This is a genomic window from Desulfofundulus salinus (assembly GCF_003627965.1).
GTDB lineage: Bacteria > Bacillota > Desulfotomaculia > Desulfotomaculales > Desulfovirgulaceae > Desulfofundulus > Desulfofundulus salinus.
In genome coordinates this window covers 2393804-2408724 of the sequence record NZ_RBWE01000001.1, presented here as the reverse complement: position 1 = coordinate 2408724, position 14921 = coordinate 2393804, and the positions used below count along the sequence as shown (strand labels likewise).

The following is a 14921-nucleotide window of genomic DNA, read 5'->3' as shown; positions in this document are numbered from 1 at the left end:
CTCTGTCTGAATGAAAAAGCCGCTCGTCCGAGCGGTCGCGTTTTAAGTGCAGGTTACTTCCCGTAGCACCCGGTTCCAGGCGTCCGGGGATACCTCGCGGTATTTGGCGGGGCCGACAAAATAATCCCGCCCGGGGAGGGCCTGCTTGCGCAGGATTTCCGGGCCGTTCCCCTGCAGGGCCTGGTAAAGGGTCAGGATATGGCCCATGCCCAGGTTTGTTTCCACCCCGCTGGTAAAAATCCACAAAAGGCGCGGCAATTTGATCAACACGGCCGGCTCAATCAACCTTGCCGCCAGGGCCCGGATTTCTGTTTGCAGGTCCATGCGCTGGTTGGTATAAGTTCCCTCAAATACCTCCAGCAGTGAAGTTTGTTTGCCCGCCATCTCCACCGGTCCCAGCGCCTCGCTGGTGCGGGTCAGGGTGGCCTGGCTGATATCCACGTAATGGTTGATGGGTATGCCGAAGCGTTTTTCCAGGTATGCCGTCGTCCCTTCCCGTCCCGTTTTATGGTAGAGTTCCTCCAGCGTTTTTACGCCCCAGATGTCGTGGATGCGGGTGTTTATGGGGATGGAGACAATGCCCACCGGTTTCTTGCGCGGGGTGATGGCCATCAGAGTGAGGGCCTTTAATTTTGGACCGTCGGTCCAAAAAATAAGAACGTTTTCCGTGGTGGTGGTCAGGTTTTGTTTATTTTGCAGTTTGTCGGGCTGCTGTTGTTCCGCACAGACTTCAGTGGCCGTGTTTAAAAAAATAAATAAGGTAAACACTGCAAGAAGGGTGTACCATAACAACTTCCGGGAATTCAACGCTCGTAACCTCCTTTGCCGTGCCAGATTTATTCTGGCACCGGGTTTTCCTATTTATGCAACTTCCTATTGACATGGGAAAGGGACTGATCTATACTGGATGATAGTTTCACCGGGTAGTATATTATCATATTAAAGCAAAAAAGGATTGTGGGGGTGTTTTGTTTGAAGTTGCGTTTGGGCTTACCAAAGGGGAGCCTGCAGGAGGCCACTTTTCAGTTATTCAAACGGGCCGGCTTTAATATAGCGGTCAGGAGCCGCTCCTACTTTCCCAGCGTTGACGATCCGGAGCTGGAAATAGTGCTGATGCGTGCCCAGGAAATCCCTCGTTATGTATATGAGGGTGTGCTGGATGCGGGCATCAGCGGCCTGGACTGGATCATGGAAAATGAGGCCGACGTGGTGGAGGTGGCTGAACTTGTTTACTCGAAACAAACCACCAACCCCATCCGGCTGGTGCTGGCCGTGGCCAACGATAGCGACATCCAGACGGTGGCCGATTTGCAAAATAAACGCATTGCCACCGAGCTGGTCCGGGTGACCAAAAAGTTTCTTGCCAGCCACGGTGTAGAGGCTTTTGTGGAGTATTCCTACGGTGCCACCGAGGTTAAGGTGCCTCACCTGGTGGATGCCATTGCTGATCTTACGGAAACCGGGAGTTCGCTGAAGGCCAACAATTTAAGGGTGATTGCCACCATTTTGCAATCAACACCCCGCCTCCATGCCAACAAAAAGGCATGGGAGGATCCCTGGAAGCGGGAGAAACTGGAAAACCTGGCCGTACTGCTGCAGGGGGCGCTCCGGGCCGACGCCAAGGTAGGCTTAAAGATGAACGTGCCCAGGGAGAAGCTGGATGATGTGCTGGCGTTGTTGCCGGCCATGAAACACCCCACCATTTCCCAGCTGGTGAACTGCGACTGGTGTGCGGTGGAGGTAATTATGGATGAGAAAAAGGTGCGGGATTTGATCCCGGCCTTGAAAAGAACCGGTGCCGAGGATATCATCGAGTATCCATTGACCAAGGTGATTCCCTAAAGGCGGACTGTGCGTTGTCCTGAGTTAACTCCCTGAAGTTCGCCAGGATGTGCACTTCTCCATGTTTTAAACTTCCCCCGGGTTGGGGAAGTTTTAATTTTGCCGGCCGGAAGGTTTATCAGAAAGTTCTTAGAATTTAATCATAAGGGGATCATTCATATGGGGAGGGATCGCGATTGTCCGGCAATAAACTGGAGGTGCTGAACGGTATTTTTTATCCCCGCAGTGTGGCCGTGGTAGGGGTTACCGGGTCAAGTGACCGCGTAGGTTACAACCTTTTACAAAGTCTTATCTACTCCGGGTTTCAGGGCAAGATTTATCCAATACATCCCCGCCTGGAGAGCTTGCAGGGCCTGCCGGTATACCGTTCCCTGGAAGAAGTGCCCGGACCGGTGGATGTGGCGGTAATTGGGGTAAATCAGTTTGCTACCGTGGAAGTGGTGGAGCAGTGCGGTAAAAAAGGAGTGAAAGGAGTCATCTGCGTAGCAGGCGGTTTTCGAGAAATGGGGCCGGCAGGGAAGGCCCTGGAGGAACGCCTGATTGCCGTGGCCCGGCAATATAATATGGAAGTGGTTGGCCCGAACACGCTGGGGTTGATTAATACCCGGGCCAATCTAAACGCCACTTTTTATCCCCTGCGGTTACCCCGGGGCAAGGTTTCCTTCGTCAGCCAGAGCGGTGGTGTAGGGCTTACCATACTGCAAAAAGCCGTGGATGAGGGTCTGGGCATTAACAAGTGGGTGGGTGTGGGCAACCGCAGCACCCTGGAATTAAGCGATTACCTGGAATACCTGGCCCGGGACGACAGCACGGCGGTCATTGGCGTTTTTGTTGAAGGCACCGATGATGCCCGGCGGCTGGTACAGGTAGCCGGGGAGGTGGCCCGGCGTAAACCGGTGGTTTTTTATAAGGTGGGGCGTTCGGATGCGGTGAACTTTGCCGCCCTCACCCATACCGGCAGCATGGCCGGCAGCTATCAAATGTACAAACAAATACTGCAACAGTTCGGCCTTTTGGTAGTGGAGAGTGCTTTAGAAATGGTGGCTGCCTGTAAAGCCCTGGCCATGGCTCCCATTCCCCGGGGAAACGGGGTGGGGGTGGTTACCCATACGGCAGGTCCCAGTATCGTACTGCTGGATGAAGCAGGTTTACGGGGCGGGGTGTTCCCTCCCTTTGCCGAAAGTACCATGGAAAGAATCAAAGGAGTATTGGGACAAAACCCTCCGGTGGTGCTCAAAAACCCTCTGGATGCGGCGGGACAGGGGATGCAGGCAGCCACCTTTGGCCGGCTGGTGGAAGCGGTGCTGGATGATCCGCGAATCGATCTGCTGGTGGCTGCCTACTGCCTTCACCTGAACTGGCGCTGTCCCACTTCCGAACTCCTGGCCGCACAAAAGCAAAGTAGTAAGCCGGTGGTGGCCCTGTACATTTCGACCCAGGAACAAGTAAGGGAAGAGAGGGAAATCCTGCACTCCCGGGACATCCCCGTCTACATTACCCCCGAGGAGGCGGCCTGGGGAGTCTCGGCCCTTTTACATTACGCCCTGCAACGAGGAGGGATCAGCCGGTGAACGTTGCGGAATTCTTAGCAGAGGCCCGGGCTGCCGGGCGCCGGTATTTATGTGAGGACGAGGTGAAGGAAATTCTGGGTAAGGTGGGAATACCCGTGACCCCCTGCCTCCTGGCTCATAATGAGGAGGAAGCGGTGGAGCGGGCCGGGGAATTGGGTTATCCCGTGGTGTTAAAGGTGCGGTCCCCTTTAATCGCCCACAAGTCGGATACAGGTGGGGTGGCCTTGAACCTGGTGGATAGCCAGCAGGTGCGCCTGGCCTACCGGGAGATCATGGCCCGGGCGAGGGCAACAGATCCCGCGGCTGCAGTAACGGTGCAGCCCATGGCCCCGCTGGGTAGGGAAATGATTGTCGGGGTTACTACCGACCGGCAGTTCGGACCCGTGCTCATGTGCGGGCTGGGAGGGGTTTTCACGGAAATTTTGGGGGATGTCAGTTTTCGTTTAGTTCCCGTAAATCCCGGTGTGGCCCGGAACATGATCCGGTCCTTGCGGGGGTACCGGCTGCTGGCCGGGTACCGGGGTGCCCCGCCCGCAGACGAAGAGGCTCTCGTCAATATATTGGTTAAGGTTTCCGATCTGGTGGCCAGTTATCCGCAAATCCAGGAGATGGATTTAAATCCGGTAGTTGTTTATGACCGGGGGGCGCTGGTGTTGGATGCCCGACTTGTACTGGCAGGGTAATATTTTCCGGCCGGGTGACCTGGCGGCCCGCTTGTATTTTCCTTAAGATGTGGTAAATATACCTTTGTCGGGTGAGCAACACTATCCATAAAAATCCTTGTCAGAAATGGTCGCGAAAGTATATGCTATAGTGGAGGAGTGACCACAGGCTTCGGTTCTCTGGAGCCTGTAGCTACTTCCGGCAATAAATACAGAAAAGGGTTGATTTCGTGATTCCTTTACGCGACAGCATCCGCCCGCGACGCAGGCCCTTTGTGAACTGGCTTTTAATTTTGATCAACCTCTGGGTTTTCTTTTTTAAAGAATTGGGACTTTCCCAGGCACAACTGAGCGAGCTTTTCTATAACCTGGGCGTTATCCCCGCCCGGGTAACCCATGCCCTGCAAACCGGGGCCCCGCTGGAACCACTGTTAATACCTTTTATTACGGCCATGTTTTTGCATGGCGGGTGGGTACACCTCGGGGGCAACATGCTGTACCTGTGGATATTCGGGGATAATGTGGAGGACCGGCTGGGTCACTTTCGTTTTCTCCTCTTTTACCTGCTCTGCGGCGTGGTAGGAAGCCTGGCCCATGTACTGGCCAACCCCGCTTCACCCGTACCGGTTATCGGTGCCAGCGGGGCAATTGCCGGGGTTCTGGGCGGGTACTTTGTTACCTTTCGCCATTCAAGGATCCTGGCCCTGGTGCCGGTGTTCTTTTTCCTCACCCTGATGGAGGTGCCGGCGGTAATTTTCCTGGCCCTGTGGTTTGTCATCCAGCTCTTTAACGGGGCGGCCTCCCTGGGTGGGGTGGTCAACCCGGTGGCCTGGTGGGCCCATGTAGGTGGTTTTATAGCCGGAATGATTCTGATGAAGCTTTTGACTCCCCGTAGCCGGATACGTAACGATTACCCCTGGTGGTAATGGTGTACGTATTATTATCAAAGGAAGTAAAACAGTGCTCCCAGGGCGGTGGTGGCCGGCAGGGTGAAAACCCAGGCTAAAAGAATTCTGGCCACCGTGGACCAGGATACGGCCTTTGCTCCCCGGGTAAGGCCCACTCCGGTGATGGAAGAAGAAATGACATGGGTGGTGCTGACGGGTAATCCCAAAAGGGTGGCCGTCAAAATGACCAGGGCCGAGCCCGTATCGGCGGCAAAACCCGCGGGCGGATCCAGGTGGGTGATGCCCCTGCCCACCGTACGGATGATCCGCCAGCCGCCGCAGGAGGTTCCCAGTGCCAGGGCCAGGGCTGAAAGGACCTTGACCCACAGGGGGACCATAAAACTCTCCTGGTATCCGGTCAGGACCAGGGCCAGGGTAATTACCCCCATGGTTTTTTGCGCGTCGTTGGTACCATGGGAAAAGGCCTGGAGGGCGGCGGCCAGGCGTTGCCAGTGTCTGAACCGGCGGTTTAGACGGGGACTGGCCCGGCCCCCGGTCAAGCAAAACACGACCGTCATGACCACAAAACCGGTAGTTACGGCCAGGGGTAGGGACAGGGCCATGGCCTGAAAAATAGTGGTAAGCCCGGCAAGGTTGACCCCCCTCAGGCCCGCTGCGGCCAGGGCAGCTCCGGTTAAGGCGCCTACCAGGGCGTGGGAAGAACTGCTGGGCAGCCCGCCAAACCAGGTTAACAGGTTCCAGACAATGGCCGCCAGCAGGGCGGCCGAAATGGTTTTAGGGTTATTAAAGAGGGTGGCGGTATCGACAATGCCTTCGGCAATGGTCAGAGCCACCCCGGTAAATGTCATAGCCCCCAGAAAGTTCATGGTGGTGGCCAGAAGGATGGCGGAGCGGGGTGTCAGGGCGCCGGTGGCCAGGGAGGTGGCCACGGCGTTGGCAGTATCATGGAAACCATTAATAAAATCAAAGGCCAGGGCCAGGCAAATGACCAGCACAAGGACCTCACACACATGGACTAGCCCCTTTGCTTTTTTTTAAAAGCATATTAACCATGTTTTGGGCCAATTACCTTACTCTACTATCCGTTGAAATAAAAACTACCAGCAGGGTAAATACTAGGATACAAGTACCGGAGATACGGGTGTGGTCATCCGAGTTCCGCTAAAAAGAAAGGCTGGAGGAGGATGGTGGTAATGCAAAAGGATATTTGTGTGGTGGGGATTTTAGTGGATGGGCGGGCAGACAGGGCGCCGGAAGTTCAGCAGGTCCTTACCAGGCACGGTTCCAGGATTTTAAGCCGGTCGGGGATTCCGGATCCCAGCCGTAAGCGGGGGATTATTACCCTGACCATGGAGGCCGATGAAAGCGAGCGCAAGACGCTGGAGGAGGATTTACAGCAGATCGAAGGAGTGGTGGTAAAGTCGGTTGCCCTGGGGCCGGCATTAATGTAAATTCCTCAAATAAAAAATCCCGGTCAGGCATGGCCGGGACTTTTTGCTATAGGTTCCTAAGCCCCTGCTTTGAGCATGTTTTGCCGCACCTGTTCTTCTGCGTGCTTAAAAAATTCCTCCAGGTCCGTTTCCACCATGTGCCGGGCCGTGGCAATAAGCCGGGCCGTACGCTCGATGTCGATGTGGATGCGGTGTTTATAGAACATCTGCACGTCGTACTTGGCCGCCAGGGTGCGGGGGGTGAGCCGGGCAATTTCAATATAATGGGGGAAGTTGTGGATGCGCTGGTAAAGCCGGCGGGGCTCCACCCCGTATAGCGGGGCCACCCGCCGGCTGATTTTATCGATCAGGCCGGCATTGCGAAAGGCGGCGGCCAGGGCCTGACCGTAAATAGTCCCCTCGCCAATAAGGAGTTCAATGCCCATCTCCACAATGTTATGGCTCTTCCACCAGCCCATGGCCGGAGGCAGATTGCATGCCCGGATGGTCTCCTCCACTAAAGGGCGGCCCTTTTCAAAGCAGTAACCCCGTTCGTAATCAAGGTATTTTTCGTCCCCATAGTAATCCAGGCCTTCCGGATTAACCCCGTGGGTCAATACCCCCCGGGCAAATTCCCGCAGCTGGGGATCGTCCTCCAGGGCGGCCAGCAGCTCTTTTCCCCGGCCGTGGCTTTCTTCGCGGCCCGGGGCCAGGGCGGCAATCATATCGGGGAAAATACTGCCTAAAACCATGGCGTCCGAAAGTTCCCCGCAAACTCTCTCGGCGAAGTAAACGTGGGTTTGAGGATACAACTTGAATACCCCCGCCCGGGATAGATTGGATTGTGCTGGATATTCTTCTACCTCTGTATTTCGTTTTCCTACCGGAAAGGCAAATTTTCGTCTACCACCCCTTGAGGAGCAAAAAACTGGCTCCGGCCAGGAGCAGGGCGAGGGCAAAGGCCAGTCCCCGGATTTGCTTTTCTGCCTGGGAAAGCTCCTGTTCCAGGCGGGTGACGCGTTTTTCCAGTTCCTCCATGGCCGAGCGCCACTCCTGGTATCTATCGTGCAGGGCGGCGTTCAAACTGGTTACCTGCCCGTCCAGTTGTTTAAACCGCCTTTCAGTGGGGGTGACGATCCGCTGGCGGATGGTTTGGGCCAGGGAATCCACTACCTCTTTTTCCTTGCCCTGTGCGGTAGCCATGGCGTTAACCCTCCTTTGCCTGCTGAATGGCATCCCGCAAGGCAGTGAGTGTAACCAGGGGGGTTTCCGTCACCCGGTTTTCCAGCTGGTTGATTAATTCCCGGGTTTCCCGGTAAAAAGCAGTTTGCTGTTCTTGCAGTTCACCTACAGCACGGGACAGCTGGTTTATTTCCTGAACGAAAGGTTGCAGTAATTTTTCACGCAAGGCCACCAGGATTTCCTTCATCAACGCCTGAATCGCTTCATCCTGGGCCGTTTGCCTGACGGACATGAAAATCCCTCCTAAATTTGATGAATGGCCCCTTTGAGCAGGGTTAAGAAGCGGGTTACTTCCTGCTGGGAATTTTGACGGACGATAGCTGTTACTTCTTTTTCCAGATCCACCAACAAGTCTTGTTTAATTTCATTTCCGGTGTGATTGCTTACCTCACGGATAATGCGCTTTAACCTTTCCTCAAGGACGCGGGCATTTTCCATAAGCGATAACCTCCCGGTTGCTTAAGTATCACCCGGATCTCCTCCAGCTCCCGGCAATATTTTTCCAGCACCCGCCCGGCTGGGGATGGTTCGTGGCAGTCCATGGTTAACAGCTCCTTTATTTGCTCGATGCGGCGCAGGAGGACATTCTCGCCCCGTTGAGTGAGGACGAACCGCTCCAGGCGGCGCAGAAACTGGTTAAAAGCAAAGTTGTTTTTATCCTTGAGGGCATCCAGGGCGGAAATGAAATGGATTTCGGGGGGCGCTGACGGGGCCAGTTCCCGGCGCAGGAACGCTGCCACCCGCTCTTTTTCATTGCGGTTTAAGGTATCAGCAAAATTAATCACGCAAAAACAGTTCTCCCAAAATTTTTCCGGAAAGACCATGTGCCGGAGAAGATCCCGGTGGGTGGGGGAAAGCATATGCCGGCCGTTGAAAAAGACCAGGTGTACATCACTTTTGCTCAGCCAGCTGGTAACGGTTTTTGTATAGCGGGTGTGCACCGAATCTATTCCCGGAGTATCTACAAAGGTGGCCAGTTTGAACATTTCGGCCGGATGATAGATGTCGATTCCGTCTACAAGTATTGCTTCTTCGGGGGTGACGATGAGATGTTTAAATTCCATAAATTCGTTTGGATCTGCCAGGTGATAGGTTTTCTCCCGGGCATTATGAAAGGAGAAGCGAACTGCCGTTACCGCCCGGGTGGCCCGCTTTGCCGGTATGGAACGGGTGATGGCCGGAACGGGGCTGTTAATGCTCGCCGGGAAGGCCGGCGGGCGGAAAAGGTTTTGGGTTCTGGCAAAGAGAGTGCGCAACTGTGCCATGTCTACCTGCGAAAATTTCCCCCCGATGCATACCTCAATTTCCCTGACGGTGTTAAGGAAATTTGGTTTCTTTAGCCAGCCGTCCAGGGCGGCCAGTTCCTCCCGGCACAGGAAAACTTCCCCGTCCCTTTCATCGAGAAGGGAAAGGGTAACCTGCAGGGGGTAATGGGCCACCGCCAGTTTTTCCGGCCCATAGTGCAGCCGGATAATGGAGGAAGTGGTGGATTTATCCTGGGCTGGCAGCAGGGCCTCCTGCATCAGGGCATTGAGAAAAGTGCTTTTCCCCGAGGAGAAGGGCCCCCAGAGGGTGATAAAAAAGCGGTCATTGGCCATGCTTTTGGCCAGCTCCCTCAGGCGTTCGCGTGCAGCAGGCGACTTTAGAGCCGGGTCCTTCAGTAAACGCTGCAATAAATTGAGCAGGCGCTCCTTAATTAAAGAAAAATTAACGATTTGCCACGCCTCCCTGGTGGCAGCGGGGGATACCTGCACCGGGAGGACTTTCCGGTTATACGCGGCCAGTCTTTCCCGGATCCCGGAGCGCATTTGCTGCAGCATCCCGAACTGCCGCCCGGTTTCCAGCGCCGCCCGGGCACGTTCGTAAATATCCCAGAACGCGCTGAGAAACTGCCCGTCTTCCTTGATGGAAAGCGCCCTGGCCAGCTGGCGGGGAATGTGCTTGTCTTCTTCCTTGAACAGCTTTTCAATTTCCTTTAAAGTCAGGTGGGCCATCTCTGCCTCAATAAACAGCCGCAGGTTTTCAACGCTCTCTTTATTTTTGGTGTCCAGATAGTTGACCGGCAACTCCCGGCCAAAAATTTCCCCCAATGCGGCCCGGGTGGACGCAAGGGCGCTGCCGTCCGGGTGGCCGCAATTGCTGTTAACCCAGAAGGAAATCCGGTTAAAGCTGTGGAGGAACGGGCTCCCTTTTAAACGGTACAGGAAATAGCGGTCCCGGTCATCAAGACCCCGCTGGTGGAACAGATAGAGGATAAAATCTGCCAGGGGAATGATTTCTTTAAGCAACTGGTTCTGGTTGGCGGAATCCAGCCCCGGAGTGTCAATTAAGGTGCACTTTTTGAGCCGGGGATTGGGCAGGGTGATTTCAACCTGGTTCCGGCAGATGTTTTTTTGACGCAGCAGGAAGGCCAGATCCCGTCCGGATTGGGTTTGTTTGATGAGTCTACCGCCCACGGATGCTGAAAAGGCTTCCCCGTAGCAAAAAAAGATGGGGCAGGGTGTAGCCGGCAGTACATCCACCGGCGAAATTTCTTCCTCCAGGAGGGCATTAATCAGGGTGGATTTTCCCGCGTTACACGATCCGACGACGGCGAGGGTGGGTGCAGGGCGGTGCGGGAGGTACCTTTCCCGCAATTCAAAAAATATACCCGTCATTTAAAAACACGCTCCCCGAAAGGTCCGGCCGGTTTCGCCCGGCCGGGGAATACCGTCCACCTGCCTATCTGCTATATATTAGCATTGTGGGACAAATATGACATCCGGGGAGGTGCGGTATGAACAATTAACCGGCAGTTGAATTACCGGTTTGTTGATTGCTGGAGTCCATTTTATGCAGCACCTCGAGTACATGTTTTGCCCGGCGGTCGTGCTGTTGTATCCTGGTAAAAAACTCGATTAAAAATCGCCGCACCTTTTCGTCCCGGGCTACGGGGGGTCGACGCAGGTGCCGGATAAGCAGGATCATGGACTTTAAATGCTCCACCAGAGCCCGGTCGGGATCGCCGGTAAGCTCCATGCGGTGGATTTTCTGCGCACAGGCCTGGCTTATTTCCGGTACGGTTTTTTCCTGCAGGTTTTGTAAAAAAGCCAGCAAATTTTGGACGTCTGGGCTCATATCGCTCACCATCGGCACTCCTTTATGTACATATTTCTTTTGGTTCCAGGTTTGTATTGATCAGATAAACGAAATTTCGGTAAAATGCTAGTGGATAAGGGAAGGAAGAGTGAGAAAAATTTCCAGCAAAAAAAGCAGCACGATGGCCAGTTCCAGCAGGACGGACTGCTGGTTTACCAGCCGGTTGCTCAGCATGGTGTAATTTTGCATAATTACCGAGAGTTTGCGTTGAATGCTTTCCACCCAGGCCCTGGTACGGAAGACGGACAAAGCGGCCCCGTACACCCGGGCATAGAACACATCTTCCGTTACTTTGAGGGAGTTTTGAATCCTTTCCAGGATTTCGTTTATGTCAACTACCAGTTCCATTAAACGGTTCATAATGTGGCGATAGTGCCCCAGGCGCCGCAACTGGGTAACCCGTTCGGCTTCTTCAATGTCATCGTACATTTTGCCCATTTCTTCGCTGAGCAGGTTATCGTAATAGCGGAGTTCCAGCAATTGGGTCAGGGCAAATTCAAGAAGATCGGGAATGTCGTGACTGCCGGCCGCGTCGTATACCAGGGCCGAGGCCCAGGTAATGATGGTGAGATCATCCGGGCCATAGGAGAAGGAATGCTGCAGGGTTTCCCTGCGCACCTGGGGGCTTACCGGTTCCGGTTCAGCCAGCAACAGGGGCACCGGATCCCAGTCCTGATTCCATTCCTGGAAGAAAAACAAAATATAGTCTTCCTCGGCTCCCCGCAGTCCCGGGTGAATCATGGCTTTGCCCAGGCCTTTTATTACTTCTTCCAGCTTGCTCTGGAAAATCCCTTCCGTTATCCCTTCCGTTTCTTCGTTTTCACTTAAATACACGGCCAGATCCCTGATCTCCTGGTAGCTGAATCCCATAGGGAGCAAAATGTGCATAATCAGGCTGACCACGCCCAGGTCGTAAATCTTGCCGGTAAAACGGACGCGGAAATCCCGCCGGCCCAGCTTGATCCATTCTTCCCCCAGTTCCACGGTCACGGGAGGATTGGGGATATGTATGGATTTCAGTCGCGCCCGGGAAAGGCGCAGCCTGGAAGTGAGTTTGGTATGGGCCAGCGTTTGTTCCACGATGTCCAGCTTGATTTCCTCCGCTACGTCGTACAAACGGTAAAGCCATATGGAATTGGACATCCTCATTCGATCCTTTCCGGTAAGATTCCGGGCAGGTTTCTGGCACCTGCGGTCGTCGGCTGTAAAAATATTATACCCTTGACAGAAGGGCTTTGTAAGTCGTATAATAAAAAATGCGATGTCGGAGTGGCGGAACTGGCAGACGCGCACGTTTGAGGGGCGTGTGGGAAACCGTGCGGGTTCGAGTCCCGCCTCCGACACCACTCACACACCGCACTGAAATGTGCGGTTCAGTTTTTTCAGGTTGTTTCTAACAGGTTCTGCTCATAATTCCATGCCGGAATTAAGTAAGCCTTTTATCGTGGGCAAATTAAGTCCACGTTTTCTTTTTCCCCGTGCCGCCCCGGCATTTGCGGGAGGCTTGTGAACAGTTCGCCTAAGTATTTGGTAGATTTCCTGAGTTTGTGAAAAACTCGCCAGGCTAAACAGGCAATTGGCGGGAAAAGTATTTTCCACCTTGCTTTACCTTTGTAAAATTAAATTAATCCCGCTGAGGTGGCATCCGAAAGGAGTGAGTGAAATGCGGGAATGGATAAAGCAGCTGGTAACCAAATACCTGGAAGAACCATTCTGTCAGGCCGAGTTGATGCGTGCGGAGATGCTTAAAAATGATCAGGCCGGGCCAAAGTTACGCCTGGTCCGGGGGCATAAAAAAGCCTTATCGCGGAATTTGCCCAGCGAAAGCCGTTCCCTGTTAAGTGGCTAAAGCCACATAACATACATGAGGTAACGTAACATCTTCAACATGAAACTCTCTAACCCATAGACTTATCACGCCGGGCATGTTGTGCCGGGCTTCTCTTCATTGAGAAGTGCCAGGGGCTCCCCAATAAGGGGAGCCCCTGGCCTTTAAGGCGGCTTGCAAAAAAGGGGGGCTTCACCCTGTGCATCATTGCTCTACATCCGGGGTTATTTTGCCTGTGTTGGGCGCATTAAATAGTGATGGATGTATATATCGTAGTGGGGGAAATAGGGATCTTCGGTGGTTACGGGAATCAGTTTTTCTGCTACCACGTGGCCATTTTCTTGCAGCCATTCCTTCAAAAAGTTAAATGTGGCCGGTCGCCCCGGGTGGGAGATGAGGAGCTGGCCGTCCGGCCTCAGGCAACGGTTGAAAATATCGGTCAGGAAAGGATGAAATTTGGGGTCATAGAGAATATCTGAGCCAATAATCCAATCGAATTGGCGGACCATTTTAAAATCCCGCCAGTCGGCCAGCAGGCAATCAGCTTCCTTTACCCCGTTAAGTCCGGCGTTGGCCATGCAAAGCTGCAAAGCTTCGGGCTTGTAGTCGGAAAAGGTTACTCTGGCTCCTTTAAGTCCGCAGACCAGGCCCGGCAAACCAACCCCGGCACCTAATTCTAAAACGGTGTCGCCGGAAAAGGTAATGTTTTCCCAGATGTACCGGGCCAGGCCTCTGGCTGCGGGCCAGATTTCGGCCCATAAAGGAATGTTATCCTCATCCGCGGGATCTGTGATTAAATCTTCCACATTTCTGGCCACCAAAAGGGACAGGGTTAACCCCGGCAAAAAAATGGTGATCTCTCTGGTGGATACGTTCAACCCATGCATATGTTCCGCCTCTTTTTAATGACTACCTGTGGCTTCGTTTTCAAGTCACTTCTTTTGAAACCCTGGCCACCTGCTTATTCCTTTCCAGCACCTGCATCCAGTTTTCTTGTTCCAAAAAGCTGCCCTCTACATTGCTTTCCATCTGCAGGAACATTTTGTAAGGCACGGCAAAGGAGAGCAGGTCCTTGTCCACATGCTTGCGCGCGGATATGTCGGTCAAGCCGATTACTGCCCGGGGGTGTTCCGACTTGCCTTCGGCATAAGGGATGAGGAAGATGGTATGGCAGCCGGCCCCAAAGGGTGCGATGACGTTCAGCCGGCCGCCGCTCTCGTAATTGGCCAGCACAGTTAAGGCCGACAGCTGGTCGGGATTGGCCAGGAAAACGATAACGGCGGGAGTTTCTCCGGGGGTTACTTCTGCCAGAGGTTTGAATACCACATAGGTGGTGGGAACATCAGTTATGGGCAGGGCATCCACGAACTTCTTTGCTATTTCCGGTGATTTAAAGTAGCGCTCCCCTTCTTCCAGGGCCGGCAGGTTGCGCACTAGGTTTTTTCCCATCTCGCTGCGGCAAAAGTCCTTGTTGCCGGTGGAGATAAAGTATTCAATGCCGCCGGGAAAATTGACGTACTGGTTGCCGAATCCCAGCCCGACGCCGCCGCCAGGGCAACCAAAGGTTTTCCGGTCAAATACAGCCGTCCGGCCTTTAGCGGCAGCGGTGAACATGGCTACCACGCAGCCCCAGCGCCCTTCCTTGAACTGCAGTGCTCCTTCCGGTTTTTCGTTAGTTAACAGGATCGCCACCGGGGAATACTTGAGCTTCATGGCCGCGGCAATTTTACTCTGCATAATTCTCGCCCCCCAGATAAAGTTTAAAAAAGTTTCTCCGCCGGCAGGTAAATTCCTGCCTGGCTGGGGAAGTATAACCACCTTATTACCAGTATTATTCACGGGGGTGGATTTGCAATTATGGTTCGGAAAAAAATAAAGGCTTCCATGCTTCGGAAGCCTTTATTTTTCTGGTGCCGAAGGCGGGAGTCGAACCCGCACGGGGTGTGAGCCCCACCGGATTTTGAGTCCGGCGCGTCTGCCAGTTCCACCACTTCGGCATACAGTAATTTAAATATTAGCACAGCGCCGGTGAATTGTCAATGCCCCAACCTCTGGAGCTATTTGCGTTGTAAACATTTTTGCCCTCTGGGAGGCTAACGCCCATACCAGACATGGACGTTTTCCAAGGCATAGGACAGGGAGATTAACCTTATATTGGGACAAGTGGCTTATTTATCCTTTACCACCCCTGTCAAAGGGCATACTTACCCTAACACCCCCTTGGGGCGCCCTTCCCGTAGTGCAATTTCTCCGATTGGTCCTTGTCAGGCCGCCTTTACCAGGCTCCTCAAATTTATTCC

The 14921-nt window shown here is 53.9% G+C and carries 17 protein-coding genes and 2 tRNA genes; 7 read left to right on the top strand and 12 right to left on the bottom strand.

The window, feature by feature from the left end; all coding sequences use genetic code 11:
* Window positions 1-42 precede the first annotated feature (42 nt).
* The gene (locus D7024_RS12230) at window positions 43-807 is read right to left on the bottom strand and encodes an LCP family protein (protein WP_121452055.1); all 765 of its coding nucleotides are present in this window, start codon (window positions 805-807) and stop codon (window positions 43-45) included.
* 156 nt (window positions 808-963) lie between these two features.
* Between D7024_RS12230 and hisG the strand changes: the two genes are divergently transcribed.
* From hisG to D7024_RS12210, 4 genes are all read left to right on the top strand, one after another.
* The gene (gene hisG / locus D7024_RS12225; RefSeq protein ID WP_435374062.1) at window positions 964-1842 is read left to right on the top strand and encodes an ATP phosphoribosyltransferase; all 879 of its coding nucleotides are present in this window, start codon (window positions 964-966) and stop codon (window positions 1840-1842) included.
* Window positions 1843-2018: 176 nt separating this feature from the next.
* Window positions 2019-3413, top strand: coding sequence for an acetate--CoA ligase family protein (locus D7024_RS12220; RefSeq protein ID WP_121452053.1), 1395 nt, complete (start codon window positions 2019-2021; stop codon window positions 3411-3413).
* Entirely contained in the window at window positions 3410-4096 is a 687-nt protein-coding gene (locus tag D7024_RS12215; RefSeq protein WP_121452052.1) for an acetate--CoA ligase family protein, read from the top strand. The genes D7024_RS12220 and D7024_RS12215 overlap by 4 nt, the downstream gene beginning before the upstream one ends.
* Window positions 4097-4305: 209 nt before the next feature.
* Entirely contained in the window at window positions 4306-5001 is a 696-nt protein-coding gene (locus tag D7024_RS12210) for a rhomboid family intramembrane serine protease (RefSeq protein WP_121452051.1), read from the top strand.
* A 17-nt stretch (window positions 5002-5018) separates the two neighbouring features.
* On the opposite strand, the gene D7024_RS12205 is transcribed toward D7024_RS12210, so the two are convergent.
* Window positions 5019-5993: an inorganic phosphate transporter gene (locus tag D7024_RS12205; RefSeq protein ID WP_121452050.1), complete on the bottom strand. Its 975-nt coding sequence runs from the start codon at window positions 5991-5993 to the stop codon at window positions 5019-5021.
* Window positions 5994-6176: 183 nt separating this feature from the next.
* Here D7024_RS12205 and D7024_RS12200 point away from each other — a divergent pair, with 183 nt between their 5' ends.
* Window positions 6177-6434 (top strand): hypothetical protein, encoded by a 258-nt coding sequence (locus D7024_RS12200; RefSeq protein ID WP_121452049.1) that lies wholly within the window; start codon window positions 6177-6179, stop codon window positions 6432-6434.
* 56 nt (window positions 6435-6490) lie between these two features.
* Here the strand turns inward: D7024_RS12200 and D7024_RS12195 are convergent, their stop codons facing one another.
* From D7024_RS12195 to D7024_RS12165, 7 genes are all read right to left on the bottom strand, one after another.
* Window positions 6491-7225 (bottom strand): hypothetical protein, encoded by a 735-nt coding sequence (locus tag D7024_RS12195; protein ID WP_243113776.1) that lies wholly within the window; start codon window positions 7223-7225, stop codon window positions 6491-6493.
* A 91-nt stretch (window positions 7226-7316) separates the two neighbouring features.
* Complete coding sequence (locus tag D7024_RS12190; protein WP_121452048.1) at window positions 7317-7616, bottom strand: hypothetical protein; 300 nt, start codon at window positions 7614-7616, stop codon at window positions 7317-7319.
* A 4-nt stretch (window positions 7617-7620) separates the two neighbouring features.
* On the bottom strand, window positions 7621-7887 hold the full coding sequence (locus D7024_RS12185) for a hypothetical protein (protein WP_121452047.1): 267 nt from the start codon (window positions 7885-7887) through the stop codon (window positions 7621-7623).
* 11 nt (window positions 7888-7898) lie between these two features.
* Window positions 7899-8093, bottom strand: a complete 195-nt coding sequence (locus D7024_RS12180; protein WP_121452046.1) for a hypothetical protein — start codon at window positions 8091-8093, stop codon at window positions 7899-7901.
* Window positions 8060-10312, bottom strand: a complete 2253-nt coding sequence (locus tag D7024_RS12175) for a dynamin family protein (RefSeq protein ID WP_121452045.1) — start codon at window positions 10310-10312, stop codon at window positions 8060-8062. Before D7024_RS12175 ends, D7024_RS12180 begins: the two co-directional genes overlap by 34 nt.
* 127 nt (window positions 10313-10439) lie before the next feature.
* Entirely contained in the window at window positions 10440-10781 is a 342-nt protein-coding gene (locus tag D7024_RS12170; RefSeq protein ID WP_125185652.1) for a hypothetical protein, read from the bottom strand.
* A 78-nt stretch (window positions 10782-10859) separates the two neighbouring features.
* Entirely contained in the window at window positions 10860-11936 is a 1077-nt protein-coding gene (locus D7024_RS12165) for a hypothetical protein (RefSeq protein WP_121452043.1), read from the bottom strand.
* Between the two features lie 120 nt (window positions 11937-12056).
* Here D7024_RS12165 and D7024_RS12160 point away from each other — a divergent pair.
* Window positions 12057-12139 (top strand) — tRNA-Leu (locus tag D7024_RS12160).
* Window positions 12140-12456: 317 nt separating this feature from the next.
* Window positions 12457-12642, top strand: coding sequence for a hypothetical protein (locus D7024_RS12155; protein ID WP_121452042.1), 186 nt, complete (start codon window positions 12457-12459; stop codon window positions 12640-12642).
* 203 nt (window positions 12643-12845) lie between these two features.
* Here the strand turns inward: D7024_RS12155 and D7024_RS12150 are convergent, their stop codons facing one another.
* The 3 genes from D7024_RS12150 to D7024_RS12140 all read right to left on the bottom strand — a co-directional run bounded on the left by D7024_RS12150 (window position 12846) and on the right by D7024_RS12140 (window position 14618).
* Window positions 12846-13508: a class I SAM-dependent methyltransferase gene (locus D7024_RS12150; protein ID WP_121452041.1), complete on the bottom strand. Its 663-nt coding sequence runs from the start codon at window positions 13506-13508 to the stop codon at window positions 12846-12848.
* Window positions 13509-13548: 40 nt separating this feature from the next.
* Window positions 13549-14358 (bottom strand): DUF169 domain-containing protein, encoded by an 810-nt coding sequence (locus tag D7024_RS12145; RefSeq protein WP_121452040.1) that lies wholly within the window; start codon window positions 14356-14358, stop codon window positions 13549-13551.
* A gap of 171 nt (window positions 14359-14529) precedes the next feature.
* A tRNA-Leu gene (locus D7024_RS12140) sits at window positions 14530-14618 on the bottom strand.
* Window positions 14619-14921: the final 303 nt, after the last annotated feature.

Coding starts and splice junctions, on each gene's coding strand:
- D7024_RS12175 (WP_121452045.1), bottom strand. CDS start 10,312: ATGACGGGTATATTTTTTGAATTGCGGGAAAGGTACCTCCCGCACCGC.
- D7024_RS12145 (WP_121452040.1), bottom strand. CDS start 14,358: ATGCAGAGTAAAATTGCCGCGGCCATGAAGCTCAAGTATTCCCCGGTG.
- D7024_RS12165 (WP_121452043.1), bottom strand. CDS start 11,936: ATGTCCAATTCCATATGGCTTTACCGTTTGTACGACGTAGCGGAGGAA.
- D7024_RS12200 (WP_121452049.1), top strand. CDS start 6,177: ATGCAAAAGGATATTTGTGTGGTGGGGATTTTAGTGGATGGGCGGGCA.
- D7024_RS12185 (WP_121452047.1), bottom strand. CDS start 7,887: ATGTCCGTCAGGCAAACGGCCCAGGATGAAGCGATTCAGGCGTTGATG.
- D7024_RS12190 (WP_121452048.1), bottom strand. CDS start 7,616: ATGGCTACCGCACAGGGCAAGGAAAAAGAGGTAGTGGATTCCCTGGCC.
- D7024_RS12180 (WP_121452046.1), bottom strand. CDS start 8,093: ATGGAAAATGCCCGCGTCCTTGAGGAAAGGTTAAAGCGCATTATCCGT.
- D7024_RS12150 (WP_121452041.1), bottom strand. CDS start 13,508: ATGCATGGGTTGAACGTATCCACCAGAGAGATCACCATTTTTTTGCCG.
- D7024_RS12155 (WP_121452042.1), top strand. CDS start 12,457: ATGCGGGAATGGATAAAGCAGCTGGTAACCAAATACCTGGAAGAACCA.